This is a genomic window from Flaviflexus equikiangi, assembly GCF_014069875.1.
GTDB classification, from domain to species: domain Bacteria; phylum Actinomycetota; class Actinomycetes; order Actinomycetales; family Actinomycetaceae; genus Flaviflexus; species Flaviflexus equikiangi.
Genome location: NZ_CP059676.1, coordinates 950,035 through 974,007, shown reverse-complemented (window position 1 = coordinate 974,007; position 23,973 = coordinate 950,035). Strand labels below are relative to the sequence as shown.

Sequence of the window (23,973 nt, the reverse complement as noted above, 5' to 3'; positions counted from 1 at the left end):
TATTCCGTGTGACCTTCTACCTAGAGAGGGCCTGCGAAACCGCATACGCGGCCACGGCCGACGCCGCGGCCACGTTCAAAGAGTCGACGCCGCCCGCCATCGGAATACGCACTGTGACGCTTGATTCGCTGATCGCGCGCCGCGTCAGACCGTCACCCTCGGTGCCGAAGAGCAGCGCGACCTTGGAGTCCTCCGCCAGGGCGGCGCAGAACTCGGGAAGGCTGACCGAGTCCTCGGAGAGCGCCATCGCGGCAACCTGCCATCCACGCTCTTTCAGATCAGTGATGCTCCCGGGCCAACGGCTGAGACGAGTCCACGGGACCTGGAAGACCGTGCCCATCGAGACGCGAACCGAACGCCGGTAGAGAGGGTCAGCACACGAGGGCGTGACGAGCACGGCATCGACACCCAGTGCCGCGCAGGATCGGAAGATGGCGCCGATGTTCGTATGGTCGACGACGTCTTCGACGATTGCGATGAGCCTGGAGTCCTTGACGAGTTCAGTCGGATCCGCCAGCGCGGGCCGATGCATGGCGGCCAGGGCTCCCCGATGCATGTGGAAACCCGTGATCGACTCGAGGACGTCTTCGTCCGCCACGTACACGGGAGTCTCCCCGCCATCTGGAGAACCGCACGACTCGATGATCCACGGCGTCAGCGAGTCCAGCCATTTCCTGGCCGTGAGGAAGGATCGCGGCCTGTGGCCCGCCTGGACCGCTCTCATGATGACATTCGTCGACTCCGCCATGTAGAGGCCACGGTCAGCCTCGAGGGTCTTGCGAAGCCTCACATCAGTCAACGAAGTATAGTCCGCGAGCCTATCGTCGGTTCGGTCAAGTTCTACGTACATTGTGTTCTTTCGACGCGAGAGCGGCGGGTGCAGGCACCCGCCGCTCCCTCCATAGGTCAGTCTTCTCGGTGGGGGGCGTTCGGCCCCTGGCCCGAAAGATCGGTGCGCCGCGCGGGACGGCCGGACTGCTCTCCTGCTTCCGACGCCTCGTCGGTGGCACGAGCGGCCTCGCCCTTCGCGGCAGCCAGCGCATCATCAATATCCGGGAGAGAGGTCTCCCTCAGGGCGGCGGCTACACCATCGACACCGTCGCCGAAATCGACTTCGGGACGGTCCTCCGTCTCGACCGTCGGACCCGAGGGAACTCCCCCGAAGCCTTTCGTCACAGAGTTGAGCGCCTCCGTGAGCTCGGTCGGGATGATCCACATCTTCGACGACTGCGAGTCTGCAATCTTGGGAAGCATCTGGATGTACTCGTAGGCGAGGAGCTTCGGGTCCGCGTTGCCGCGGTGAATCGCGTCGAAAACCTGAAGGATCGCTCGAGAGTCGCCCTGCGCCTTGAGGATGGTGGACTGCGCGTCACCCTCTGCGCGGAGGATCGCGGACTGTTTATCGCCCTCGGCCGTGAGGATCGCGGACTGCTTGATGCCTTCAGCCGTGAGGATCGCGGCACGGCGGTCACGCTCCGCCTTCATCTGCTGCTCCATCGCGGACTGGACGGTTGCCGGCGGGTCGATCGCCTTGAGCTCGACGCGATTGACGCGGATCCCCCACCGTCCCGTGGCCTCGTCGAGGACACCGCGGAGCTGGCCGTTGATCTGGTCGCGTCCCGTGAGCGCCTGCTCCATATCCATCGAACCGATGATGTTACGCAGCGTCGTGACGGCAAGCTGCTCGATACCGGCCATAGGGTTGGCGATCTCGTACGTGGCAGCCTCCGGGCCGGTCACCTGGTAGTAGATGACGGTGTCGATGTTGACGACGATGTTGTCGGACGTGATGACGGGCTGGGGAGGGAATGGCACAACCTGCTCGCGCAGGTCCACGCGCTGGCGGACCTGGTCGATGAAGGGCACGAGGAAGTGCATGCCGGGGCTGAGGGTGCGATGGTATTTGCCGAGGCGTTCGACGATCTGCGCCTCGCCCTGCGAGACGATACGGACGGAGCGGAAGAGCGCCGCACCGATGAAGAGAATGACGACGAGCAGGAGAATCCATAGGATGAGCTGGCCGGGTTCGAGATCTGTCATGGTTCCTTACCTCAGTTCGACGATGGCGTGCGCGCCATCGATTCTTGACACGATGACAATCGAGCCTTCAGGGATCGGGGCGTCATAGGTGCGCGCGGACCACACTTCGCCATCGAGTTTGATGCGGCCGCCACGGGCCGTCACATCGGTGAGAGCCTCCGCGATCTGGCCCGGCAGAGAGTTCACGTTCGTCTTCGACTCCGGAGTCGACGAGTCGACGAGTCGACGTGCCCACGGGCGAACCGTGAACAGCAGGACGACCGACACGACACAGAACACGAGAATCTGTATGGCGACATTGTCAGTCAATCCTCCGACAGCCGCGGCCGCCAGGGCCCCTCCGGCGAGCATGAGGAACGTGAATTCGACCGTCAGCATTTCGATAATGCCGAGAACGATCGCAATGATCAGCCACGCCATCCAGGTCATGATTTCTCCTACCGTTGATCGGGCTAATCCAGTATATGGGGTTAGGCACTCCGGTCGAGCGAGGACCTGCTCGCCCTTGCCGTGTAGCGCTCCCCAGTCTTCTCCACCTCGAGGGCAAGGCCGAAGCACTCGCTGAGGATCTCGTCCGTCAGAACGTCATCGAGCAGGCCCGAGGCGAGCACGCCGCCGCCTCGCAGCACGAGGCCGTGCGTGAAGCCCTCCGGGATCTCCTCGACGTGATGCGTGACGAGCACCATGGCGGGAGCATAGATGTCACGGGCGAGAGCCGTCAACGACGACAGGAGTTCCTCCCGTCCGCCGAGGTCGAGGCCTGATGCCGGCTCGTCGAGAAGAAGAAGCTCCGGATCTGGCATGAGAGCGCGGGCAACGCCCACACGCTTGCGCTCACCCGAGGAGATCGACCCGAACGTGCGGTCAGCGAGAGATCCGACGCCGAGAGCATCGAGAAGACCGCGCGCCCTCGAGTCGTCCTCCTCGTCATAGGCCTCCCGCCAGTGCGCGGTGACACCATACGCACCGGTGCGGACCACGTCGTGAACCTTCTCGACGGAGGGGATCCGCGCGTCAAGAGCGGAGGAGGTCAGGCCGATAAGGGGATGCAGGTCGGCGGCGTTCGTCCTCCCCATCGTGTGCCCGAGGATCGTGACCTGGCCCGTCGTGGGGAAGAGCCGCGCTCCCGCGAGCTGGATGAGAGAGGTTTTGCCTGCGCCGTTCGAGCCGAGAATCACCCACCTCTCGCCCTCGTCGACCGACCAGTCGATCCGGTCGACGATATTGCGGCCCCCACGCCGCACTGTCACGTGCTGAAGTTCGAGTACATCTCCCATGTCTATGACCTTAGTCCACCATCAAAACGGTCGAGTACCCGACTGTAGAAGTCCATGGTCTTCTCGGCGATGGACTCCCAGGAGAAATGCTCCTCCACTCGGGTACGCCCAGCCTCTCCCATCGCCTTCGCCCGCTCCGGGTCCGCACAGATCTCGGTCAGGGCCGCCGCAAGGTCGGCCTCGAAGCGCTCAGGGTCCTTCGGGGTCCCCGTCCCGTCATCCAGCTGATCGATGGGGACGAGGAGACCCGTCTCGCCATGCACGATGCAGTCGGGGATGCCTCCGGTATCCGAGCCGACGACGGGCAGACCGCACGCCATCGCCTCGAGGTTGACGATGCCGAGGGGCTCGTACACGGAGGGGGTGACGAACGTCGTCGACATCGCCTGGAGGCTGATCATGTTCTCGCGCGAGAGATGCTCATCAATCCATACGATCCCGTCACGCTCCTCCTGCAGGGCAGTCACGAGGCCCTTGACCTCGTCCGCGATCTCCTGAGTATCCGGGCGGCCCGCACAGAGGATGACCTGGATCTCGGGCGGAAGCTGACCCACTGCGCGCAGGAAGTGCGGCAGGCCCTTCTGGCGGGTGATGCGGCCGACGAAGATGACGGTCGGGCGAGCAGGGTCGAGTCCGTAGGAACGGAAGTACTCCTCAGCTGCGTCGAGGGAGGCTGGTCGCTTCCACGCGGCGAGGTCGATCCCGTTGTGGATGACCTCGACCTTCGCCTCGTCGACGTTCGGGTAGCTGCGCAGAATGTCGTCCCGCATCGCCTCCGAGACGGCGACGATACCAGCGGCACCTTCATAGGCTGTCCTCTCCGCGAAGGACGACAGCTCATATCCGCCACCGAGCTGCTCGCGCTTCCATGGACGGAGCGGTTCGAGAGAGTGGGCGGAGACGACGTGCGGGATGCCATGGAGCAGCCCGGACAGGTGCCCCGCGAGATTCGCATACCACGTGTGGGAGTGCACAATATCGGCGCCTTCGGTGCCCGACACCATCTGCAGGTCGACCCCGAACGTGCGAAGAGCGTCGTTGCCGTCCAGGCCGTCGAGATAGTCGTAGCCGTTGACGGTGACGTTCTCCACGCTCTCCTCCGCGGACCTTGGACCATCAAACGCATGGACGTGGACATCCGCATGCGCCGCGAGAACGCGCGACAGTTCGTCGACATGAACCCCGGCACCGCCGTAGATGTGCGGCGGGTATTCACGTGTCAGCAGATCAACCCTCATGGGAGGCACCTTTCAAAAGCATCTAGGACTACCATCATCGTACCTGTGGACCGTGAACTTTTCCCGAGTCCCGGTGTCCGCGATCACGCTATTGGGTATAGTCACCACTATGAGATCTAATCCCCGTGTCCTCGCCATTGTGCTCGCCGGAGGGGAAGGCAAACGCCTCATGCCGCTCACCGCCGAGCGAGCAAAGCCCGCCGTCCCCTTTGGCGGCATCTACCGCCTGATCGACTTCTCCCTGTCGAATCTCGTCAACTCCGGCTATCTCAAGATCGTCGTGTTGACGCAGTACAAGTCCCACTCTCTCGACCGCCACATCACGAAGACCTGGCGGATGTCGAACCTGCTCGGCAACTATGTGGCCCCGGTGCCTGCACAGCAGCGCATGGGCAAGAACTGGTATCTGGGTTCCGCAGACGCCGTCTACCAGTCGCTCAACACGATCGAGGATGAGAAGCCGGACATCGTCGTCATTCTCGGAGCGGACAACATCTTCCGCATGGATATCTCCCAGATGGTCGAGTCGCACATCGACTCCGGCCTGCCGATGACGATCGCCGGCATTCGCCAGCCGCTCGAGCTGGCCGACCAGTTCGGCGTCATCGAAGCGGATCCGGATAACCCGGTGAAGATGAAGGCCTTCCTCGAGAAGCCCACCAATGCGGTGGGCCTCAAGGATTCGCCGAACGAGGTTCTCGCCTCGATGGGCAACTACGTCTTCAACACGGACGCTCTGCTCAAGATCATCAAGCAGGACGCTAAGGACGATGATTCGTCGCACGACATGGGCGGATCGATCGTGCCGCTCTTCGTAGATGCCGGACAGGCCGGACTGTACGACTTCACCTACAACGAAGTCCCGGGGGCAACCGATAAGGACCGCAACTACTGGCGCGATGTGGGCTCCATCGACGCCTTCTATGACTCGAACATGGATCTGATCTCCGTGTCCCCCGTCTTCAACCTCTACAACGACAAGTGGCCCCTCTATACGGGATATACGGGCCTGCCGCCCGCCAAGTTCGTCTACGGACATCACGAACGCCTCGGCCACGCCCTCGACTCCCTCATCTCCCCCGGCGTCATCATCTCCGGCGGCGAAGTCATCGGATCCGTCCTGTCCCCGCACGTCCGCATCAACTCGTGGTCATCCGTGCGCAACTCGATCCTGTTCGACAACGTCACGATCGGCCGCAACGCGACCGTGTCACGGGCAATCCTCGACAAGAACGTGCGCGTCGAAGAAGGTGCACAGCTCGGCATCGACGCCGACCATGATCGCGCCCGCGGCTTCCACGTGACCGAGTCCGGCATCGTCGTCGTACCGAAGAACGCGGTCGTCACGAAGTGATGAATCCGATCCAGGGGGGCACGGTTCGTCTCGGACTCGTGTCCCCCCGACCGCTGTCCCCCGCCTACCTGCGCCACGCACACGCCTACCTGTCCGCGCGGACGTCGAGCCTGGAGACCGTTGAGCATCCGGTCGAGGGCTATTTCGCGGTTTCGCTCACGGGCACCGCGACCGGATCCTTCGAGGGATGGCGCGACGAACTCGTGTCACCCGCGACCGCCCTCCTCATCGATGCCGCACTCACATGGGGTGCACTCGCCGAGCACGGGCCCGAGCTCGTCGTCACCGATGTCGACTCGACGTTCATCACCGCCGAAGTGATCGAGCTTCTCGCCCGCCGAGCAGGCCGAGAAGAGGAGGTCGCCGCGGTCACGGATCGGGCCATGCGGGGCGAGTTGGATTTCGCCGAGTCACTCAGGGAGAGGGTGTCCACCCTCGCAGGACTGCCCGAGACCGTCATCCACGATGTCGCAGCAGACATCGAGACGACGCCCGGGGCGGAGCGGCTCGTGGAGATCGCGCACGCTCACGGGGCACGTTTCTGTCTCGTGTCGGGAGGCTTCACGACAGTCCTCGATCCCCTCGCACGCCGCACCCGCATCGATCGCTGGATCGCGAACGAACTCGAGATCGACAATGGTGTCCTCACGGGCCGCACCATCGGTCCCATCGTCGACCGTGAGGCGAAAGCAGCACAGGTGAAGGCGTGGGCACGTGAGTTCGGCGTGAGCCTGGATCGAACCGTCTGCATCGGAGACGGCGCGAACGATCTCGGCATGCTCCACATCGCCGGGGCGGGTATTGCTTTCCAGGCGAAGCCGATCGTGCGCGAACAGGCTGATGTCACGCTGTCATTCCCGCGCTTGGATGCCGCGGCAACGCTCGTCGGCTGGTGAGAGCGCGCCGGGCTACGACCGGTAGATGTCGGTGATCTGCCCGGGACCGTCCCACCGATCGAAGTCGATGACGATCGCGGTCGATGTCGATACTCCCGGGCGCACCTCGACCACCCTTTGTGATTGTGCGGCGAGAATCGAGGCCGCGTGGGACACGGTCGGCTCGTGGCCGATGATGAGAACGGTCGAAAGCTCTGCCGGCATGGTTCGCACCAGGTCCACAATGGTGTGGTGTGAGCCGAAATAGAGCTCCGCCTCATACCTGACCTCGGGAACGTCGAGGCCGAGAGTCAGGAACGTCTCCATGGTCCGGGCAGCATCCGAGACGAGGGCGAGATCGAACTGTGCTTGGGCCAGTTGACGGCCCCGTTCCTTCGCCTGGTCGCGGCCCCGCTGCGAGAGCCTGCGGGAATGATCGGGGGAACCATCGGCGGCCTGCGCGTGGCGCATCAGGACAAGTCTCATGCCGATCAGTCTACGTGCCGGGAGCTGGCGTTCACGAGCGGGTGGCGTAATCTGGTCGCATGAGGAAAAAGGCAGCGAATATCGTCTCCGTGACGTCGGTGCGCCGTGCCCTCACGGAGGACATCGAGGGACGCAGCCGCCGCTACATGTTCTCCATGATCGTCCGCATCATCTGCTTCGTCCTCATGCTCATCATCCCCTCATGGCCCATCCGCATCGCCCTCGCAATCGGCGCTGTCATCATCCCAGCCGTCGCTGTCCTCGTTGCCAACGCGGGGCGAGAGAAAGGCGAGGCGCCGACAGTGGTCGAAGAATCCGGGCAGCTCGAGATCTACCGCCCCACGTCACTCGGACACGGAGAGTTCCTACGGTAATGGCTCAGTATTCTTTCCTGGCCACACCCCGATGGATCGGCCTCATCGTCCTCATGCTCATCGCCTCGATCGCCTGTCTCTTCCTCGGCGAATGGCAGTACGGGCGATATCAGGAGAAGGTCGCGGCCGCGACGCAGCTCACGCAGACATGGGACCGGGAGATCGTGCCCCTCGAGGACATCACGGGCGATGAGAACGAATGGCAGCTGACGTCCCTCACGGGTGAATTCGTTCCCGATTCCCAGGTGCTCCTGCGCGGCAGATCAGTGAACTCACTCCCCGCCGTGCACGTCATCGCTCTCTTCGTGACGGAGCGCGGCGGCGAGCCGCTGACCGTGGTCGTCGACCGCGGCTGGGTCTATCAGGAGCAGGCCGAGGGTGACGGACAGACCGACGGCTTCGTCCAGCCGCCGCCCACCGGGAGGATGACGATCGAGGCCCGCATGAGGCCCTCCGAGGACGCATTCGACCGCACCCCGCCCGAGGGCTACATCTACACCCTCAACCCCGATCAGGTTCTCGCAGGTATCCCGCAGGACGTGACCGAGGGACTGCCGCCCGTGTTCGACGGTCGTTTCACCATGACTGAGCACAGTGACGAGACAGGCGCACCCCAGCCCTACCCCAAGCCGTCCACGACTCTCGGCAGCCATCTCGCCTACTCGTGGGAGTGGCGATTCTTCGCACTCGCCGCGCTCGCGGTCGTCCCCATACTCGCGCGGAGGGAAGCGCAGGACAATGCGTGGATTATCGACGGGGTGGATCTGCGGGAGCTGGATCTGACGGACGAGGAGAAGCGCGACCTCGGCCTCGCACCCAAGCGTGCGCCCGAGAGGCGCACACCGAGCGATGAGGACATCGAGGACGACATCCTCGATCAGGCGAGCGCGATCAGCTCCAAGTAGTCTTCCGACCACAGGTCTTCGTCCCCGTCGGGGAGCAGGAGGACGCGTTCCGGATTGAGCGCCTCGACGGCCCCTTCATCGTGGCTGACAAGGACGACCGCGCCCTCGTACGTTCGCAGGGCCCGCAGGATCTCCTCGCGCGACGCCGGATCGAGGTTGTTCGTCGGCTCGTCGAGCAGGAGGACATTCGCGGCGGATACGACGAGAGTCGCCAGGGCCAGGCGCGTCTTCTCGCCGCCGGAGAGGACGCCTGCAGGCTTGTCGGCGTCATCGCCCGAGAACAGGAAGGAACCGAGGACGTTCCGGACGTGCGTGTCGTCCAGGTCTGGCGCTGCCCGCCTCATGTTCTGGTAGACGGTCTCGTTCGTGTTGATCGTCTCGTGTTCCTGGGCGTAGTAACCGATCTTCAGGCCGTGGCCTGGCTGGACGACGCCCGTGTCAGCCTGTTCGATCCCTGCCATGATCCGCAGCAGCGTGGTCTTGCCCGCACCGTTGAGTCCGAGGATGACAACCTTGGATCCCCTGTCGATAGCGAGATCGACCCCCGTGAACACTTCGAGGGACCCGTAGGTTTTCGACAGGTCGTGGCCCGTGAGCGGAGTCTTGCCGCAGGGCGCAGGCTCGGGAAAGCGGAGGTTGGCCACCCGATCCGCCGCACGAACATCCTCAAGGCCTTCGAGCATGCGATGTGCGCGGCGAGCCATGTTCTGGGCCGCGACGGCCTTCGTCGCCTTCGCCTTCATCTTGTCCGCCTGCGCGATCAGCGTCGAAGCCTTCTTCTCCGCATTGGCGCGCTCACGCTTCCGGCGCGTCTCATCCGTCTCGCGCTGTTTGAGATAGAGCTTCCACCCCATCGAGTACACGTCGAGGACGGCACGGTTCGCGTCGAGGTTCCACACGGTGTTGACGGTGTCCTCAAGCAGATCAACGGAGTGGGAGATGACGACGAAACCACCCGCATAGGTTCGCAGGTAGTCGCGCAGCCAGACGATCGAATCGTGATCGAGGTGGTTCGTGGGCTCATCGAGAAGGAGCGTGTCTGCTTGGGAGAAGAGAATGCGGGCAAGCTCGACGCGTCGGCGCTGACCGCCCGAGAGCGTCGAGAGCGGCTGGTTGATCACTCGTGACGGCAATCCCAGAGCATCCATGATCGTGGCGGCCTCTGAGCTCGCCGCCCATCCGCCCGCCGCCGTGAACTCGGCATCGAGACGCACATACCGTTCCATGGCCTTCTGCTGCTTCACCCCGGTCGCGGTCCCCATCTCCACCTCGGCCTTGGCGATCCGGCGGAGCGTGTCGTCGATGCCGCGGGCGGAGAGCACGCGGTCACGGGCCAGGACCGTGAGGTCACCGGTGCGGGGATCCTGCGGGAGGTAACCCACCTCGCCGCTCCTCGTGATCTGACCGGAATGTTCGATGACGTCGGAGGTGACGCCCTGACCGGCGAGAAGCCGCGTCAGCGTGGTCTTGCCTGCACCGTTGCGGCCGACGAGACCGATCCTCATGCCCTTGTCGATGCGGAAGCTCGCATCTCGAAGAAGCTCGCGGGTTCCGATGCGCATGGACACGTTCTGGCCGATAATCACCGGGACAGTCTATCTGTCGCCCGCCGGGCAAACACGCACGACATAGCGGACATGGACGTGAGATCCCTCCCCAGAAGCGCTACCGCAGCACTCCATCGGTCCGTTCGAGGTTTGAGAACGTCTCGATGAAGGTGGTGATCGCGGTATGGGAATCGGTGCGGGCCCAGCCCTCGAGGGCAATCGTGCCGCGATATCCCATCTGGTCGAGAGCACGGGCGATGTGATGGTAGTTGATTTCTCCGGTACCCGGCTCGCATCGTCCAGGCACGTCAGCCACCTGGATCTCACCGAGATGGGGAAGGGCCCGTCGGCACGTCTCCGTCAGGTCCCCCTGATCGATCTGAGCATGATAGAGGTCGAGGTTGAGCTTGAGCCGGGGCGAGTCCACAGCCTCGATGAGCGCGAGAATATCGTCAGGACCAGCGAACGGAGTACCGGGATGGTCGACGGCGAGATTGAGGTTCTCCATCTCGTACACGACGTCGTACTTCTCAGCTATTTCCGCGAGACGATGAAGAGTGAGAGCGGCACGGGCCCACATGGGGCCCGTCACGGTGCCCACGGGGCGCACGGGTAGGCCGCCCTCCCCCAATCCCGTCCCGTGGATGTTGAGCCTGGGTTTGCCGAGAATCGTCGATGCTCGAGCCGACTCCTCGGCTGTCGCCAGGAACTCCTCGATACCGTCGTCGTCGGTGAGGTTCCCCCTGATGTACCCCGTCATCGACTCGACCGGGACGCCCGTCGCCGCGATCGCGTCGAGATCGAGCGTCGTCCAATCCCACAGCTCGACCGCCACGCCGTAGCTGCCGATGGTCGTGATGCGGTCAAGGAAGGGTAGGTCCACGAACTGCATGTGAGCGCAGACGGCCAACGTGAATGGTGATGCCATGGGTTCTCGATTCGACAGGTTTGGGGCGGGTAGAGGTCAGGGGCGGGTGATCCCGCCCCTGACCGTCAATGTCGGCTATGCGTTGGCCTTTACCAGCGAACGGAGCACGTACTGGAGGATTCCGCCGTGGCGGAAGTAATCCGCTTCGCCGGGCGTGTCGATGCGGACGTTCGCGTCGAAGGTGATCTCCTCGCCGTTCTCCTTCGTGGCGACAACCTCGACCGTCTTCGGCGTGGTGCCCTCATTGAGAGCGGTGATGCCGGAGATGGAGAACGTCTCGGTTCCGTCGAGGCCAAGTGTGTCGGCCGTCTGACCGGCAGGGTACTCGAGGGGAAGGACTCCCATCCCGATCAGGTTCGAGCGGTGGATGCGCTCGAAGGACTCGGTGATGACAGCTTTCACGCCGAGTAGGGCAGTGCCCTTCGCAGCCCAGTCGCGCGACGATCCCGAACCATATTCCTTGCCGCCGAGGACGACGAGGGGAATGCCTGCCTCCTGGTAGGCCTCCGACGCATCGAAGATGGCCTGCTGCTCGCCCGTCAGAAGATTCTTCGTGTACCCGCCCTCAACGTTGTCGAGGAGCTGGTTGCGCAGGCGAATGTTCGCAAACGTTCCACGAATCATGACCTCGTGGTTGCCGCGACGCGAACCGTACGAGTTGAAGTCCTTGCGGTCGATACCGTGCTCGCTCAGGTAGCGTCCCGCCGGGGAGTCTGCCTTGATCGCACCGGCCGGAGAGATGTGGTCGGTCGTGACCGAGTCGCCGAGCTTCGCGAGAACGCGGGCGCCGGTGATGTCCTCGACGGGCTGCGGCTCAGCCGTCATGCCGTCGAAGAACGGGGCCTTGCGAACATAGGTGGAGTCCTCTTCCCACTCGAACGTGTTGCCCTCGGGTGTGGACAGCGCCTTCCACCGGTCGTCGCCGTCGAACACGGACGCGTAGCTGCGTGTGAACATGTCGGAGTCGATCGTGGCATCGATCGTTGCTTCCACCTCGTGCTGGGACGGCCAGATGTCGGCGAGATAGACATCGTTGCCGAGGTGGTCCTTGCCGAGGGACTCAGTCTCGAAGTCGAAGTCCATCGTGCCCGCGAGAGCGTAGGCGATGACGAGGGGCGGGGACGCCAGGTAGTTCATCTTCACGTCGGGATTGATGCGGCCCTCGAAGTTGCGGTTGCCCGAGAGGACCGAGACGACGGTCAGGTCCTCCTCGCTGACGACGCGGGAGATGTCCTCCGGGAGGGGGCCCGAGTTGCCGATACAGGTCGTGCAGCCGTAGCCGACCAGGTCGAAGCCGAGCGCCTGGAGAGCCGGCCACAGGCCCGCCTTCTCGTAGTAGTCCGTGACGACCTTCGAGCCCGGCGCCATCGACGTCTTCACCCACGGCTTCGACGTCAAGCCCAGATCGGCGGCCTTCTTCGCGAGCAGGGCCGCCGCCATCATGACCGACGGGTTGGACGTGTTCGTGCACGAGGTGATCGAGGCGATGACGACATCGCCGTGGTCGAGCGTCGTCTTCGTCCAGTCCGGCATCGTAATCGGCACGGTGCGGTGCGGGCGCGAGGATGCCTTGGGCGCGACGGCGCGCTGGTCGTCTTCGGCCTCGTGGCCCGTGGGAACAATCGGGTCTGATGCGTCCATCGTCATCTCGACCTCGGTGTCCAGCTCCGTGGGTTCAACACCCTTACCGGAGATGTAGTCGGGCAGGGTGCCCGCGAAGGAGGCCTTCGATTCGGTCAGCGCGACGCGGTCCTGGGGGCGCTTCGGGCCGGCGATGGAGGGGACGACGGTCGAGAGATCGAGCTCGAGGTATTCGGAGAACAGGGGTTCAGCCTGGGGATCGTGCCACATTCCCTGTGCCTTGGAGTAGGCCTCGACGAGTGCGACCTGGTCTGCGCTGCGTCCCGTGAGGCGCATGTAGTCGAGGGTGACGTCGTCGACGGGGAAGATCGCTGCGGTGCACCCGAACTCGGGTGACATGTTGCCGATCGTGGCCCTGTTGGCGAGTGGCACCTCGGCCACACCTTCACCGTAGAACTCGACGAACTTGCCGACGACGCCGTGGTTGCGGAGCTTCTCCGTGATCGTGAGAACCACGTCTGTCGCCGTGGTGCCTGCCGGGATTTCACCCTTGAGCTTGAAGCCGACGACGCGGGGAATCAGCATGGAGATGGGCTGTCCGAGCATGGCGGCCTCAGCCTCGATGCCGCCGACGCCCCAGCCGAGAACGCCGAGACCGTTGACCATCGTCGTATGGGAGTCTGTTCCCACGCACGTGTCGGGGTAGGCAACGATGGCGCCGTTGTCCTGCGCCGCCATCGTCACCCGTGCGAGGTATTCGATGTTGACCTGGTGGACGATGCCGGTGCCCGGGGGGACCACCTTGAAGTTCTTGAAGGCGCCCTGGCCCCACCGCAGGAACTGGTAGCGTTCCCCGTTGCGCTCATACTCGCGCTCCATGTTGATCTCGAGAGCCTGGCTCGAGCCGAAGGCATCGATCTGGACCGAGTGGTCGATGACCAGCTCTGCGGGATTGAGGGGGTTGATGGACTCGGGGTTGCCGCCGAGCTCTGCCACAGCCTCGCGCATGGTGGCCAGGTCCACGACGCAGGGCACGCCGGTGAAGTCCTGCATGACGACGCGTGCGGGAGTGAACTGGATTTCTTTGTCCGGTTCAGCGTTCGCATCCCATGTCGCGAGAGCGTTGATGTGCTCGGCCGTGACGTTTGCGCCGTCCTCGGTGCGCAGCAGATTCTCGGCCAGCACCTTCAGGCTGTAGGGCAGCTTCTCGAGCCCGGGAACCGCATCCAAACGGTAGATGTCGTAGGTCTTATCCCCAACCTCGAGTGCAGATCGGGCTCCAAAACTATCAACGCTCACGTTGTACTCCTCAATTCGTGCGGCCAGGGACCGCAAATATCTCGATTTCAAGATATCTCACTGGCACAAGTCTATCAACCTCGTTGCCTACCTCACCATTCTAGGCTGAGGCAGGGCAGCGGGGTGTGCTTTCTCAGCTGAGAATCGTGACGATTTCGGTATGGATCGTGTGCGGAAATAGGTCGAAAGCCGCGAGGGACATGACAGACCTGCCGTTCTCCACCATCGTCGACACGTCACGTGCCATCGCAGCAGGGTCGCACGAGACAAGGGCGATCGCCTGGGCGCCCGAGGCCGCGAGCGCCAGTGCGCCCTTGACGCCCAGCCCGGCCCGCGACGGATCGGCGATGACGACATCCGCGCCCTCGGAGCCTGTCGCGAGCAGGTGGGGGTTGATGGCCGCCTGTGCGATCTCGGCCTTCGGGGCGTTGCGCCGAGCATCGCGCACAGCGCCCGCACTGCCCTCGAACATGCGGATGGCACGCGCCTTCTCGGAGATCGGGAGCGTGAAGAGACCGGATCCCCCATAGAATTCGGCAACCCTGTCACCGGGCCGGATACGGGCGCCCTTGAGCACCGCATCGAGCAGGGTCACGGGAGCCTTTTCGTGGGTCTGCCAGAAACCGCTGGCCGTCACCTCCCACGAATAGCCAGCGGCGCGTTCGAGGACGCGGCTGCCGGTCTTCTCCCCGGGCGCCCGATAGACGTCCTTGTCGATGGCGACGACGGGGCCCTGCCCTGTCGGTGCGATGAGACGGACACGATCGCCCGGCTTCCAGGTCCCCGCCCACGCATCCTGGTTGGCCAGGATGTCGTTGATGGCAGGGGCCGCGAGAGGCATGGAGTCGATCGGTACGAGGGCGTCCGATCCCCTCTCGTGCATTGCCAACCGGCCCTCGTCGTCGACGTCGACATCGAGACGGGTCCTCGTGCCGAGCCCGGGGCCGACTTCACGAACGCGTATGTTGAGGCCGGCGTCCTTGAGGTGTGCTTTGAGCGATCCGCCGAGGTGCGAGATCGCATCCTCGATGACGGCGGTCTTCCACTCGAGCTGGGCTGAACGCTTCATGTAGCCGAGTTCGGCGCCCCCTGCCCTGTCCCACACGTGCTCGACACGATCGGGCGACGGCGTGACAACCTGCGTCACAGTACCCTTCCACAGCTTCTCGGAGTCATCGACCTCGATCTCGACGGTCTCCCCCGGGATCGCACCGTCGACGAGAATGACGCGACCGTCGACCCGCCCCAGCGTGTAGCCTCCGTGAACCGGGCTGCCTGCCTCTAGTTGTATTTTCACTGCTCTTCGACGTCCTCGATCTGGTAGGGAACCTCAGCCACGATCACACCGGGCTCAAGCTTAAGCTCTGACAGTAGTGCCGGAGTGGAGTGTCTGACAAAGAACCTCTGCCATGTCGCCGACGGCGAGACCACCCGGGGGGCATAGATGATGACGATGTCGCGTGCCGACGCGCGGCGCAGGGAGCGCACGTGCTCGATGACGGGACGGCGGGCAGCGCCCCGCGGAGTGCCGAGGATACGGAGCTCGACCGGCAGCTCCGCCGCCATCCAGTCCCGTGTCAGAGCCTCCGTCACCTGTGGATCGACGTCGACGACGAGGCCCGTCATGGTCGACGGCCGGGTCGCACGAACATACGAGATTGCCTGCAGCGTGGGGCGGTCGAGCTTCTCGACAAGCACGATCGCATGAACCCTGGTCGGAAGGGACCTCCCGGCCGATAGGTCGCTTGCCGCCAGCGTGGCACCGATCTTCCCCATGCCGCGCCGCAGGGCGAGCAGCGCCACACTCGGTATGGCAAGGATCGTCAGTCCGGCAACCGTGAAGACCGGTTGGACGAATGTGCTGATCGCCAGGATGCTCAGCACGAAAAGGCCCAGTACGAGAGCGGTGCGGGTCGAACGGCTGGCATTCTGGCGCTCCCGCAGGTCCGTCGACGTTCGTCGCAGCTTTCTCGCCCGCGCGAGCAGCGCGACCATCGTCAGCAGGAATCCCACGAACATGATCGTCACGACCATCGTCGACCCGCCGAGCGGGCTGGCGATGAGATAGACGGCGACAGCGCACGTGAGTGCAATCACGCCGAAAACAGCCCTGCGGGAGCCGTGGGCGTCAGCGGCCGCGACATGGCGCGGCAGGATGCCATCGGTCGCGAGAAGTCTCAGCAGGAGGATCAGCTGGCAGTAGGCCGCGAGAGCGATCCCGAGACCGGCAAGACTGAAAGACACGGCAATGATCGCGACGACCGCGTCGGGGAAGAACACCTCCGCGAGTGCAATCACCGATGGTGCCTTCGTGCTCGGCGGGAGCGAGACGACATCGCTGAGATAGAGGAGGGCGGCGATCCCCAGGATCGTGGGGATCATGACGGTGAGGAGGGACCGGGGCTCGATCCTGCGGGATGTCTCCTCCCCGAACGAGCGTTCCGTCATGAGCCCGAGAACCGCGGCCGGCAGGCAGGCGCCGAGTACGCCGCCCCCGAGGAGCCACGTCACCCCCACCGGGCTGTCGATCGCTCCCGCCTCGGGAAGAGTCTTGAGCCCGCTCGCAAGCTCGATGATGAGACCGCCGACGATGATGACGCCGATGCTGGCGGCGGCGGGTGCGATGGTGGCGATGAGAGTGCGCGGCCCGGGCTGCCACTCCAGCAGGGTCGGCACGGCAAGGACGACAATGGCGATCGATTGGACAAACGGCAGGTCGAGGCTGCCGAGGTCGATAAGCGGTGAGAGCGAACGCACCGCGAAACCGGCCGCGATGGCGACGATGAGGGCATACGACATGAGTTTCGCGGCGGCGGCGACGACCGAGAACGGCTCGGAGATGTATCGCGCGACAAGCTGGTGGTCGGCCGTGCGGGGCACCATGCGCGTGAGGAGCCTGTAGCCGAGTGCAACGGCAAGAAGAACGGTCGCCCCGATGAGCAGGGAGGCACCGTATTCCCTGTCCAGGCTCGCGCCGCCGCCCGCCTGGATGATGGACTGCGGCGTCTGGACGAGGAGGAGCAGTGCGAGGCCTGCTGTCGCGGCTACTCGCAGGTTGCGGTAGTCGCCGGGTGTACGTGTAGCGGTCATGATGGATTCAGGCTACGCCACGGCGCCGGGTACGGTAGCGTAACGTACCGTGCACTACGTCATTATGGGATGCGGGAGGGTCGGCGCTTCGCTCGCGACCGACCTCAGCGAACGCGGACATTCAGTCGCCATCATCGACCAGGATCCGGCGGCCTTCATGCGCCTGCCCGATTCGTTCGAGGGCCAGCAGGTCACCGGCGTCGGCTTCGACCGAGAAGCGCTCGAACAGGCGGGCATCACCGAGGCCGCGGGCTTCGCGGCAGTGTCCTCGGGAGACAACTCGAACATCATCGCGGCACGCGTCGTGCGCGAAACATTCGGCGTGTCCAACGTTGTCGCCCGCATCTACGACCCCCAACGAGCAGCGATCTATGAACGTTTCGGCGTCCCCACGGTACCGACCGTGTCGTGGACGACAGACCAGGTGCTGCGGCGGCTCATCCCGCTTCCCGCCAAGGTCGAGCTCCGGCATTCGACCGCCGACCTCTGCGTCTATCACGTCCAGGTGGGCGTGCCGTGGCTCGGGCGATCCGTGCGGGAGCTGGAGAGCTATCTCCCCCTCCGCGTCGCCTTCCTCGTCCGGGGCGGCGAGGGCGTCCTGCCCCGCGACAGCACCGTCCTCCAGAGAGGCGACGAGGTACGGATCATTGCCAGCCCCAAAGACCTCAGCCTCATCGAGGCGGTACTCGCAGAGGGCCCCCAGGAGGAGACAGAATGAAGGTTGTCATTGCGGGCGCCGGCTCGGTCGGACGCTCGATCGCACGAGAGCTGTCGAGTCTCGACCACGAAGTCACGATCCTGGACAAGGAGACGGCCGCGATGAGAGTGGCCTCCGTCCCCAACGTGGACTGGCTTCTCGCAGACGCATGCGATCCGAAGGCCCTCCTCGAGGCCGGCATCGACGAATGCGACATCGTCGTCGCCGCGACGGGAGACGACAAGTCCAACCTCGTCGTCTCGATGCTGTCGAAGCTCGTCTACGGGGTGCCCCGCGTCATTGCGCGCGTCAACAACCCTCGCAACGAATGGCTGTTCGACGAGAACTGGGGCGTCGATGTCCCCGTCTCCACGCCGCGGATCATGACCGCGCTTGTCGAGGAGGCGCTCGCGGAGGGAGACCTTGTCCGGATGGCACGCTTCCATCGCTCCGGCACGTCGATGTTCCAGACGCACCTGCCCGAATCGGCGCCAGCCGTCGGGCTCTCGGTCGGAGAGGTCGTGCTCCCTGCAGGGGCGGTCCTGACGACCATCGTGCGGGACGGCGTCCCCCTTCATGCCGAACGAGACCTCACGCTCGAAACGGGAGACCAGGTCATCATCATCGTCTCGGATGAGGCGGAGCGGGACCTCGACCTTATCGGCGCCCTCATGGGTGCGGGAGAAACCTCGGACTAGGGAAACACGGACGACGCTGGTCCCCCTGCCGGCTGACCATGTTTGCCGGTTTGCTAGTCTCGGCCCTTGCTGTTCTCGGCGTCGCCGAGCACGATGCGGTTGGCCGGTTCTCGGCAGAGCATCCATGTCAGCCAGGCGACGAGGCCGAACAGGAACGGGCCCATGATGATGCGGGCGATGCCGAGAGCTCCGACGCGGTCGTCCGCGAGATAGAGCGGGAGCTGGACAGCGAGGCGAACCGCGAACAGCCCCACCCACAGCCACGTTGCGGCATAGTAGCGGCGTTTACGCGATACCTGGAGAGGATCGGTCCGCCAGGATTGGTCCTCTCCGCGTAACAGTGCCACCCCGACGCCGATCAGCGGCCAGGTGACGATGATGGAGAGCAGCAGAACGGCGAGATAAGCGCCATTGGTCCACAGTCCGATAGCGAAATAGTTGCTTGCCTCTCCGCTGCGCCACGCCCACAGGGCGGAGATCGCCACACCCATGGCCCCACCAAGCGCAGGAGTGAGATCGATGCGCTGGATGACGCGCACGATGAGGCAGGCGGCCACGACCACAACAGCTGTCGCGACCGAGGGCACGGTCTCGCCGGTCACGGTGAAGACGATGACGAAGAGAATCGATGGCAGGACTGTTTCCGTGAGACCGCGCAGTCCCCCGACCGCCTGCCAGACAGAGAAATCGTCCGCGACAACGGCGGCCAGGCCCTTCTTCTCGGCGGGGCGATCGTTCTCGCTCATACTGTCTCTGCTTTCAACCAGTAGATGGGGTTGTACATCATGGGGCGGGGTTCCGACACGATCGTGCCGCGCGCCGTCAACGTGCGCCCCACCCGAAATCCTGGGAGCGTCCGGTAGCCGACGAATACGAGCTCAACAGGACCATCCTCGGTCCCCACCTGGGCTTTGAATGTGGGATGCCCACCCACGGAGGGAAGCGTGATGGCCTCGATACGGCCGGTGAACTCGACTTCGCCGGAACGGGTCACACGAGCTCCGGCAGTTCCGGGCCTCGGGGCTTGCGCTCGGCAGGCTTGCCGAGCTTCTCCTCGACACGCGTCTTCGCGGCCTCCGGCATGGTCAGTTCGAGCAGGTCTCTGACGGGGTGGGGTTCGGAGCCCCGATCCACCACCGCCTGCTTCATGTAGGCGTAGGCAGCATCACGGGCAGCCTGGTTCGTGACAGCTTCCCCTTCGATCGTGACCCGCAGGAACCAGCGCGGCCCATCGACGCCGACGTAGCGCACGTGGCGGAGCTCGTTGACATCCTTCTTCGGGATGACAGCTTCAACTTCGGGCCCGAAGGGTCCCTCCCGGAACGTGGCCGTGCCGCCGCCTGACGTGATCGATTCCGCCAGCTCATCGCGAACATCCGGCCACAGGGCAGCCGTCTTCGGCGCCGCATAGACGTTGAAGGTCAGTGCGGATCCGGCGAACTGGACGAGCGCCCCCATCGCACCTCGCGTGATCTTATTGATGGTGAACTGGACGCGGACGCCGCTCTCCTTGGGCAGGTAGAGGACACCGAAATCATGCATGTCGTCCACGCTGTCGACGCTCGTGATATCGAACGGACCCTCGGGTGCGGGAACAGTCTCGACGACCTCCTGCACATCCTCGGGCTCCGAGGCGGCGGGTTTCGTCTTGCGCGAGAATAAAGCCAATGGTCGAGCCTTTCGATAATGATCGCTACCACCCTACCAAGCGGCGGCGTTTGTTGGAGAAGCCTGGAGATGGGATGCTGAGAGCGTGACTATGTATTCAGAGAAGCTCACCCCCAAAGCATCCGTCATCGTCTCTGCCGGCATCTTCGGTGCGACGATCAGCCTCCTCGGAATTGCCTTTTCTCTCGAGGCCACCCTGATCGCGATGATCATTCTCGCCCTCGGCCTTCCCGCCCTCCTCTGGGGCATGTCCCCCACCGTCCGCGTCGTCGCGGCCGGTGACGGACCCTCAGGGATCGAGCTCCGATGCGGGCGCGCCCACATCGACCTGGCCTATCTGGGGGATGCGAAAATCCTGTCGGAAGCTGAGCTTCACGACAGGATGGGGATCAAAGCCTCCGGCCGGGATTTCGTCTGCTACTCACCGTGGGTGAAGACGGCTCTCGCAATCGACAACGTCGATGAGACGGATCCCATATCGACGTGGGTGGTCTGCACCCGTCATCCCGGCCGCCTGGCCGACGTGCTTACGACGCACACTCCGAGCAGATAAGCATTCCGTCCTTCTCGTAGGCGAGCTGGCTGCGGTGATGGACGAGGAAGCATTCTGAGCATGTGAACTCGTCAGCCTGGGCCGGCAGGACGGAGACTGTGAGCTCGACGTTCGAGAGGTCAGCACCCGGGAGTTCATAGGAATCGGCGGCTTCGGCCTCGTCAACATCCACCGAGCCGGACTGATGGTCCGAGCGCCGGGTCTTCAGCTGTTCGAGGGAATCCTCCTCGATGTCTTCATCGCGCTTGCGAGGTGCATCGTAATCAGTCGCCATATCTACGCTTCCATAAAAGTCGGGTCGCTACCTGTGTGGTTGCGGGGACATTATTGCCACAAAAGGTGCCCTCGCGCAAGTCCCGGTTCAAAGCCGTCACGCCAGATGTATAGAATGGTCAACACTCCGAGGTTGTTGGCACGCTTCACCGCTACCAGCTGGCACGCTTGGAGAAGATGTCATCTAGGAGGACACCCATGCTCGAGCTTGAGTTCCTCGGGATACAGCCCGATGGAAACCACATGACGCTGAACGACTCAGACGGAAACCGCTACTCGCTGCCCATTACGGATGAGCTGCGCGCTTCCCTGCGCCGTGACCGCGCTGTGAGCCCGGCAGACGATCCGAAACCGATGTCCCCTAAAGATATCCAGGCACACTTCCGCGCCGGCCGCTCCCTCGAGGAACTGTCCGACATGACGCTCATGCCGGCCTCCCAGCTCTCCCCGTACGAATACCCGATCCTTGCCGAGCGCGAATACACGGCGAGTCAGGCACGCGCCTACAGGATCGGTCACGAAATCGGTTCTCTCACCGTCGAGGAGCTCGTCACGTCCCGACTGGCTTCCCGCGATGTCGACCCGAGGCACATCGAATGGTCGGCAGCCCGCCAACCCGGCAAGCCCTGGATGCTGACAGCCAGCTATACGGTGGCAGGCCGCGACACCTCTGCGGTCTGGACGATCAACCAGGAGACGCATTCGCTCTTTGCCGAGAACGATGAGGCACGGTGGCTGTCGGAGACAGAGATCCCCGTCAAAGATTCCCCGTGGCGGCCGCTTGCCGCCGCGGCGCCGTCAAGCGACGAGAAGGCGACGGCCTCGGAAGAACCGGATGCGGATCGCATCGTATCCATGCTCGATTCCCTGTCGGCCCGCCGTGGCACGAAACAGCCGATGACATTCGAGGACGACGAGGACTACCCGCCCGCCGCTCATCCCCCAGCATCCCAGCCCGACGAAGCGACCGATGCGACAGTCCTGTCATTGCCGCCGCGCCCCGACAGGGCACGCCGGAGCGAAGAATCCTCCCAGAGCGCCCCCTCCGCGCCCTCACCCGTCGCCGAAACAGATCCGGAAAAGGTTTCGGAAACAGACTCGCCTGAGGGGGAGGCGGACGATGCGCTGATCGCTCAGCCGGTGCCGAAGCCTGTCAAGCGCCGCCGGTCCGGGAACCGTCCCGCCATGCCTTCATGGGACGAGATCGTCTTCGGGCAGCCGAAAGACTAGCCGGAGCCTATTCCCCGTCTCCCTGCCCGAGAGGCAGAGCATCCTCCGCCAGCTGCACGGCATGCTCCGACATGGCAGTCATCGACCTCATGTGATGCTTGCGACAGAGCACCTCGTAGCCGACCGTGTCCGTCACCCCGGTATCCCCGACGACGATCTGTTCACCCTCAGTCACCATGAGGCCGTTGACGGTTCTCGCGTTGTGGGTGGCTCTGGCCCCGCACCAGCAGAGCGCCTCGACCTGGAGACGCTCCACCCTGTCGGCCAATTCCATCATCCGCGCCGATCCCGGGAAGAGTGCTGTGCGGAAATCGGTCGTGATGCCGAACCCGAAGACGTCGATATTGATCTCGTCGACGACTCGCGCCAGCTGTTCGACCTGTTCGATCGAATAGAACTGCACTTCGTCGCAGACGACGAAATCTACCCGGTCCCCGCTCATGCGCCGCGAGGTGATGAGCTTCCAAATGTTGGTGTCGGCATCAACCTCGATCGCGGGCACATCCAGCCCGAGGCGAGACGACAGACGCCCCTCCCCTGCACGATCATTGCGGGAGAAGATGAGTCCCACGAGGCCGCGCGCCTGCCGGTTGTAGGCAAGCTGCAGGGCCAGGGTCGACTTGCCGCAGTCCATCGTCCCCGAGAAGAACACGAGTTCGCTCATGACGTCACCTCCACAAGGCAGGGTACCGCCATCTCTTCCTCCGTGAGAGAGCCATGCAGGCCCCTAATGCTGAGAGCACCGGAGCTCATGAATCGGGAATCTCCGATGCCGAGGCGGCCGGAGGCGAAAGCCACAACGTCTCCGATCGCGGAGGCTGTCTGCTCGGTGACATCGCCAAGCATCCCCGAGGCGATCCATTCGCTCTTCGTCAGAACGAGGGCACGATCGCCGAGGTAGTCGCGCCACCGTCCCGCAAGCGCTTCCGGCTCATCCGTGTACACCTGTGCGGCCCGCTCCTCCCCCGCGACGAGCACGACGCCCTCGGAGAGGGCGGGGATAGCCGCAACATCGATCCGTTCCTCGACGTCGATCATGCCGTGATCGGCTGTGATGACGAGGAGGGTATCCGCGGGCGCGCGGCGCGCCAAGTCGGCAAGCTGAGCGTCGAGAAGCTCGAGTTCCGCCGTCCACGACTCTGACTGCCAGCCCCTGCTGTGGCCGACGTGATCGAGCTCGCCCCAATACAGGTAGACGAGGTCTGAGCGTGTCAGCGCGCGCAGCGCGCCGTCCACACGATCCTCGAGGGACTCCCCCACAACGGGTATACCGCCGCGCCAGGCAGCATTCGTCAGTCCCGAACCGAGGAACTTGGCGGGCTGCACCACCGCCATATCCCGACCGCTCATCGCGAGCAGTTCACAGATGGTGCGCTGCCGCTGCCAGTCCTCGGCCCGAAGCGACGTATTCCAGGAGATGAGGTTGAACGGCTCCCCCGTGCCCGGGTCGCGGAGCGAGTAGCCCGCCATGGCGGTCTGGCCCGGCGGAAGTCCCGTTCCGAGCGCCGTCACTGCCGCCGCGGTCGTCGACGGGGAGACTGTGCGGATAGGGTCGGGGCGTTCTGCCATGCGTCGGCGCAGGAAGGGAGCGTGGCCGGACCTGGCGGAAAGGTTATGGAATCCGAGGCCGTCGACGAGGACGACGATGGCTTTCGAGGCGCCTGGAAGCGCGAGCCTGGCCCGGGATGCGACGGGGTCCAACCCATCGAGGTCATATCCGAGGACGCCTGCGGCTCCGGCAAGAACGTCCGTCAATCTCGGTGGGATGGTCATGGGTTCCAGCTTAGCGGGTGATCGTCTCCACGTTGATCCCGCGTGCCGCAGGCGACGTGAGCCGGGCCGTCCGTGGGACAATAGCGA

The 23,973-nt window shown here is 64.2% G+C and carries 25 protein-coding genes; 8 read left to right on the top strand and 17 right to left on the bottom strand.

All coding sequences use genetic code 11. The features are described 5' to 3' along the window. Nucleotides 1-16 precede the first annotated feature (16 nt). The 5 genes from H2O75_RS04630 to glgA are packed head-to-tail and all read right to left on the bottom strand — an operon-like array spanning nt 17 to nt 4,555. Nucleotides 17-850 carry a TrmH family RNA methyltransferase gene (locus H2O75_RS04630; RefSeq protein ID WP_182174295.1) on the bottom strand — a complete coding sequence of 278 codons (834 nt, stop codon included), beginning with the start codon at nt 848-850 and terminating at the stop codon, nt 17-19. 56 nt (nt 851-906) lie between these two features. Next, on the bottom strand, nt 907-2,040 hold the full coding sequence (locus tag H2O75_RS04625; protein WP_182174292.1) for an SPFH domain-containing protein: 1,134 nt from the start codon (nt 2,038-2,040) through the stop codon (nt 907-909). Nucleotides 2,041-2,046: 6 nt separating this feature from the next. Next, nucleotides 2,047-2,469, bottom strand: coding sequence for an NfeD family protein (locus H2O75_RS04620; RefSeq protein WP_182174290.1), 423 nt, complete (start codon nt 2,467-2,469; stop codon nt 2,047-2,049). A 41-nt stretch (nt 2,470-2,510) separates the two neighbouring features. After that, nucleotides 2,511-3,317: an ABC transporter ATP-binding protein gene (locus tag H2O75_RS04615; RefSeq protein WP_182174287.1), complete on the bottom strand. Its 807-nt coding sequence runs from the start codon at nt 3,315-3,317 to the stop codon at nt 2,511-2,513. Nucleotides 3,318-3,319: 2 nt separating this feature from the next. Beyond that, on the bottom strand, nt 3,320-4,555 hold the full coding sequence (gene glgA, locus H2O75_RS04610; RefSeq protein ID WP_182174284.1) for a glycogen synthase: 1,236 nt from the start codon (nt 4,553-4,555) through the stop codon (nt 3,320-3,322). 109 nt (nt 4,556-4,664) lie between these two features. Here glgA and glgC point away from each other — a divergent pair, with 109 nt between their 5' ends. Both glgC and serB read left to right on the top strand, forming a co-directional pair. Continuing rightward, on the top strand, nt 4,665-5,909 hold the full coding sequence (glgC, locus tag H2O75_RS04605; RefSeq protein WP_182174281.1) for a glucose-1-phosphate adenylyltransferase: 1,245 nt from the start codon (nt 4,665-4,667) through the stop codon (nt 5,907-5,909). Next, nucleotides 5,909-6,805, top strand: a complete 897-nt coding sequence (serB, locus tag H2O75_RS04600) for a phosphoserine phosphatase SerB (RefSeq protein WP_182174278.1) — start codon at nt 5,909-5,911, stop codon at nt 6,803-6,805. Before glgC ends, serB begins: the two co-directional genes overlap by 1 nt. A 12-nt stretch (nt 6,806-6,817) precedes the next feature. Here the strand turns inward: serB and H2O75_RS04595 are convergent, their stop codons facing one another. Beyond that, nucleotides 6,818-7,270 (bottom strand): SixA phosphatase family protein, encoded by a 453-nt coding sequence (locus H2O75_RS04595; protein ID WP_182174275.1) that lies wholly within the window; start codon nt 7,268-7,270, stop codon nt 6,818-6,820. Nucleotides 7,271-7,329: 59 nt separating this feature from the next. On the opposite strand from H2O75_RS04595, the gene H2O75_RS04590 reads away from it, so the two are divergent. After that, a complete protein-coding gene (locus H2O75_RS04590) occupies nt 7,330-7,644 on the top strand; it encodes a DUF3099 domain-containing protein (RefSeq protein ID WP_182174272.1) in 315 nt (104 codons plus the stop codon). Beyond that, complete coding sequence (locus H2O75_RS04585) at nt 7,644-8,549, top strand: SURF1 family protein (protein WP_182174269.1); 906 nt, start codon at nt 7,644-7,646, stop codon at nt 8,547-8,549. Before H2O75_RS04590 ends, H2O75_RS04585 begins: the two co-directional genes overlap by 1 nt. Here the strand turns inward: H2O75_RS04585 and H2O75_RS04580 are convergent. The 5 genes from H2O75_RS04580 to H2O75_RS04560 form a co-directional block, all read right to left on the bottom strand. After that, nucleotides 8,522-10,135 (bottom strand): ABC-F family ATP-binding cassette domain-containing protein, encoded by a 1,614-nt coding sequence (locus H2O75_RS04580; protein WP_310650325.1) that lies wholly within the window; start codon nt 10,133-10,135, stop codon nt 8,522-8,524. The genes H2O75_RS04585 and H2O75_RS04580 overlap by 28 nt on opposite strands. Nucleotides 10,136-10,214: 79 nt before the next feature. Further along, on the bottom strand, nt 10,215-11,024 hold the full coding sequence (locus tag H2O75_RS04575) for a TIM barrel protein (RefSeq protein WP_182174266.1): 810 nt from the start codon (nt 11,022-11,024) through the stop codon (nt 10,215-10,217). A gap of 75 nt (nt 11,025-11,099) precedes the next feature. Beyond that, nucleotides 11,100-13,904: an aconitate hydratase AcnA gene (gene acnA, locus H2O75_RS04570; RefSeq protein ID WP_182174263.1), complete on the bottom strand. Its 2,805-nt coding sequence runs from the start codon at nt 13,902-13,904 to the stop codon at nt 11,100-11,102. Between the two features lie 133 nt (nt 13,905-14,037). Continuing rightward, entirely contained in the window at nt 14,038-15,201 is a 1,164-nt protein-coding gene (locus H2O75_RS04565; RefSeq protein WP_182174260.1) for a class I SAM-dependent RNA methyltransferase, read from the bottom strand. Then, entirely contained in the window at nt 15,198-16,994 is a 1,797-nt protein-coding gene (locus H2O75_RS04560; RefSeq protein ID WP_182174257.1) for an APC family permease, read from the bottom strand. Before H2O75_RS04560 ends, H2O75_RS04565 begins: the two co-directional genes overlap by 4 nt. Nucleotides 16,995-17,043: 49 nt before the next feature. On the opposite strand from H2O75_RS04560, the gene H2O75_RS04555 reads away from it, so the two are divergent. Both H2O75_RS04555 and H2O75_RS04550 read left to right on the top strand, forming a co-directional pair. Beyond that, nucleotides 17,044-17,712, top strand: a complete 669-nt coding sequence (locus H2O75_RS04555; RefSeq protein ID WP_182174254.1) for a potassium channel family protein — start codon at nt 17,044-17,046, stop codon at nt 17,710-17,712. Next, nucleotides 17,709-18,389, top strand: a complete 681-nt coding sequence (locus H2O75_RS04550) for a potassium channel family protein (RefSeq protein WP_182174251.1) — start codon at nt 17,709-17,711, stop codon at nt 18,387-18,389. The genes H2O75_RS04555 and H2O75_RS04550 overlap by 4 nt, the downstream gene beginning before the upstream one ends. A 53-nt stretch (nt 18,390-18,442) precedes the next feature. Here H2O75_RS04550 and H2O75_RS04545 read toward each other — a convergent pair whose 3' ends face one another. From H2O75_RS04545 to H2O75_RS04535, 3 genes are read right to left on the bottom strand one after another with little or no spacing between them, the layout of a single operon-like run. Further along, nucleotides 18,443-19,135, bottom strand: coding sequence for a DUF3159 domain-containing protein (locus H2O75_RS04545; RefSeq protein WP_182174248.1), 693 nt, complete (start codon nt 19,133-19,135; stop codon nt 18,443-18,445). After that, a complete protein-coding gene (locus tag H2O75_RS04540) occupies nt 19,132-19,383 on the bottom strand; it encodes a single stranded DNA-binding domain-containing protein (protein WP_182174245.1) in 252 nt (83 codons plus the stop codon). The genes H2O75_RS04545 and H2O75_RS04540 overlap by 4 nt, the downstream gene beginning before the upstream one ends. Beyond that, the gene (locus H2O75_RS04535; RefSeq protein WP_182174242.1) at nt 19,380-20,057 is read right to left on the bottom strand and encodes a DUF3710 domain-containing protein; all 678 of its coding nucleotides are present in this window, start codon (nt 20,055-20,057) and stop codon (nt 19,380-19,382) included. The genes H2O75_RS04540 and H2O75_RS04535 overlap by 4 nt, the downstream gene beginning before the upstream one ends. A gap of 91 nt (nt 20,058-20,148) precedes the next feature. Here H2O75_RS04535 and H2O75_RS04530 point away from each other — a divergent pair, with 91 nt between their 5' ends. Continuing rightward, nucleotides 20,149-20,610 carry a DUF3093 domain-containing protein gene (locus H2O75_RS04530; RefSeq protein WP_240161748.1) on the top strand — a complete coding sequence of 154 codons (462 nt, stop codon included), beginning with the start codon at nt 20,149-20,151 and terminating at the stop codon, nt 20,608-20,610. Here the strand turns inward: H2O75_RS04530 and H2O75_RS04525 are convergent. Next, complete coding sequence (locus tag H2O75_RS04525) at nt 20,585-20,884, bottom strand: DUF4193 domain-containing protein (protein ID WP_182174236.1); 300 nt, start codon at nt 20,882-20,884, stop codon at nt 20,585-20,587. The two genes, H2O75_RS04530 and H2O75_RS04525, sit on opposite strands and share 26 nt — an antisense overlap. Nucleotides 20,885-21,060: 176 nt before the next feature. Here H2O75_RS04525 and sepH point away from each other — a divergent pair, with 176 nt between their 5' ends. Beyond that, the gene (sepH, locus tag H2O75_RS04520) at nt 21,061-22,113 is read left to right on the top strand and encodes a septation protein SepH (protein WP_310650324.1); all 1,053 of its coding nucleotides are present in this window, start codon (nt 21,061-21,063) and stop codon (nt 22,111-22,113) included. Nucleotides 22,114-22,120: 7 nt separating this feature from the next. On the opposite strand, the gene H2O75_RS04515 is transcribed toward sepH, so the two are convergent. Further along, nucleotides 22,121-22,777: a thymidine kinase gene (locus H2O75_RS04515; RefSeq protein WP_182174229.1), complete on the bottom strand. Its 657-nt coding sequence runs from the start codon at nt 22,775-22,777 to the stop codon at nt 22,121-22,123. Continuing rightward, nucleotides 22,774-23,886, bottom strand: a complete 1,113-nt coding sequence (locus H2O75_RS04510) for an alkaline phosphatase family protein (RefSeq protein WP_182174225.1) — start codon at nt 23,884-23,886, stop codon at nt 22,774-22,776. The genes H2O75_RS04515 and H2O75_RS04510 overlap by 4 nt, the downstream gene beginning before the upstream one ends. Nucleotides 23,887-23,973 lie beyond the last annotated feature (87 nt).

Excerpts from the sequence above, each read along its gene's own strand:
- H2O75_RS04630 (WP_182174295.1), bottom strand. The coding sequence starts at position 850 with ATGTACGTAGAACTTGACCGAACCGACGATAGGCTCGCGGACTATACT.
- H2O75_RS04625 (WP_182174292.1), bottom strand. The coding sequence starts at position 2,040 with ATGACAGATCTCGAACCCGGCCAGCTCATCCTATGGATTCTCCTGCTC.
- H2O75_RS04620 (WP_182174290.1), bottom strand. The coding sequence starts at position 2,469 with ATGACCTGGATGGCGTGGCTGATCATTGCGATCGTTCTCGGCATTATC.
- H2O75_RS04615 (WP_182174287.1), bottom strand. The coding sequence starts at position 3,317 with ATGGGAGATGTACTCGAACTTCAGCACGTGACAGTGCGGCGTGGGGGC.
- glgA (WP_182174284.1), bottom strand. The coding sequence starts at position 4,555 with ATGAGGGTTGATCTGCTGACACGTGAATACCCGCCGCACATCTACGGC.
- glgC (WP_182174281.1), top strand. The coding sequence starts at position 4,665 with ATGAGATCTAATCCCCGTGTCCTCGCCATTGTGCTCGCCGGAGGGGAA.
- serB (WP_182174278.1), top strand. The coding sequence starts at position 5,909 with ATGAATCCGATCCAGGGGGGCACGGTTCGTCTCGGACTCGTGTCCCCC.
- H2O75_RS04595 (WP_182174275.1), bottom strand. The coding sequence starts at position 7,270 with ATGAGACTTGTCCTGATGCGCCACGCGCAGGCCGCCGATGGTTCCCCC.
- H2O75_RS04590 (WP_182174272.1), top strand. The coding sequence starts at position 7,330 with ATGAGGAAAAAGGCAGCGAATATCGTCTCCGTGACGTCGGTGCGCCGT.
- H2O75_RS04585 (WP_182174269.1), top strand. The coding sequence starts at position 7,644 with ATGGCTCAGTATTCTTTCCTGGCCACACCCCGATGGATCGGCCTCATC.
- H2O75_RS04575 (WP_182174266.1), bottom strand. The coding sequence starts at position 11,024 with ATGGCATCACCATTCACGTTGGCCGTCTGCGCTCACATGCAGTTCGTG.
- H2O75_RS04560 (WP_182174257.1), bottom strand. The coding sequence starts at position 16,994 with ATGACCGCTACACGTACACCCGGCGACTACCGCAACCTGCGAGTAGCC.
- H2O75_RS04550 (WP_182174251.1), top strand. The coding sequence starts at position 17,709 with ATGAAGGTTGTCATTGCGGGCGCCGGCTCGGTCGGACGCTCGATCGCA.
- H2O75_RS04545 (WP_182174248.1), bottom strand. The coding sequence starts at position 19,135 with ATGAGCGAGAACGATCGCCCCGCCGAGAAGAAGGGCCTGGCCGCCGTT.
- H2O75_RS04530 (WP_240161748.1), top strand. The coding sequence starts at position 20,149 with ATGTATTCAGAGAAGCTCACCCCCAAAGCATCCGTCATCGTCTCTGCC.
- H2O75_RS04525 (WP_182174236.1), bottom strand. The coding sequence starts at position 20,884 with ATGGCGACTGATTACGATGCACCTCGCAAGCGCGATGAAGACATCGAG.
- sepH (WP_310650324.1), top strand. The coding sequence starts at position 21,061 with ATGTCATCTAGGAGGACACCCATGCTCGAGCTTGAGTTCCTCGGGATA.
- H2O75_RS04515 (WP_182174229.1), bottom strand. The coding sequence starts at position 22,777 with ATGAGCGAACTCGTGTTCTTCTCGGGGACGATGGACTGCGGCAAGTCG.
- H2O75_RS04510 (WP_182174225.1), bottom strand. The coding sequence starts at position 23,886 with ATGACCATCCCACCGAGATTGACGGACGTTCTTGCCGGAGCCGCAGGC.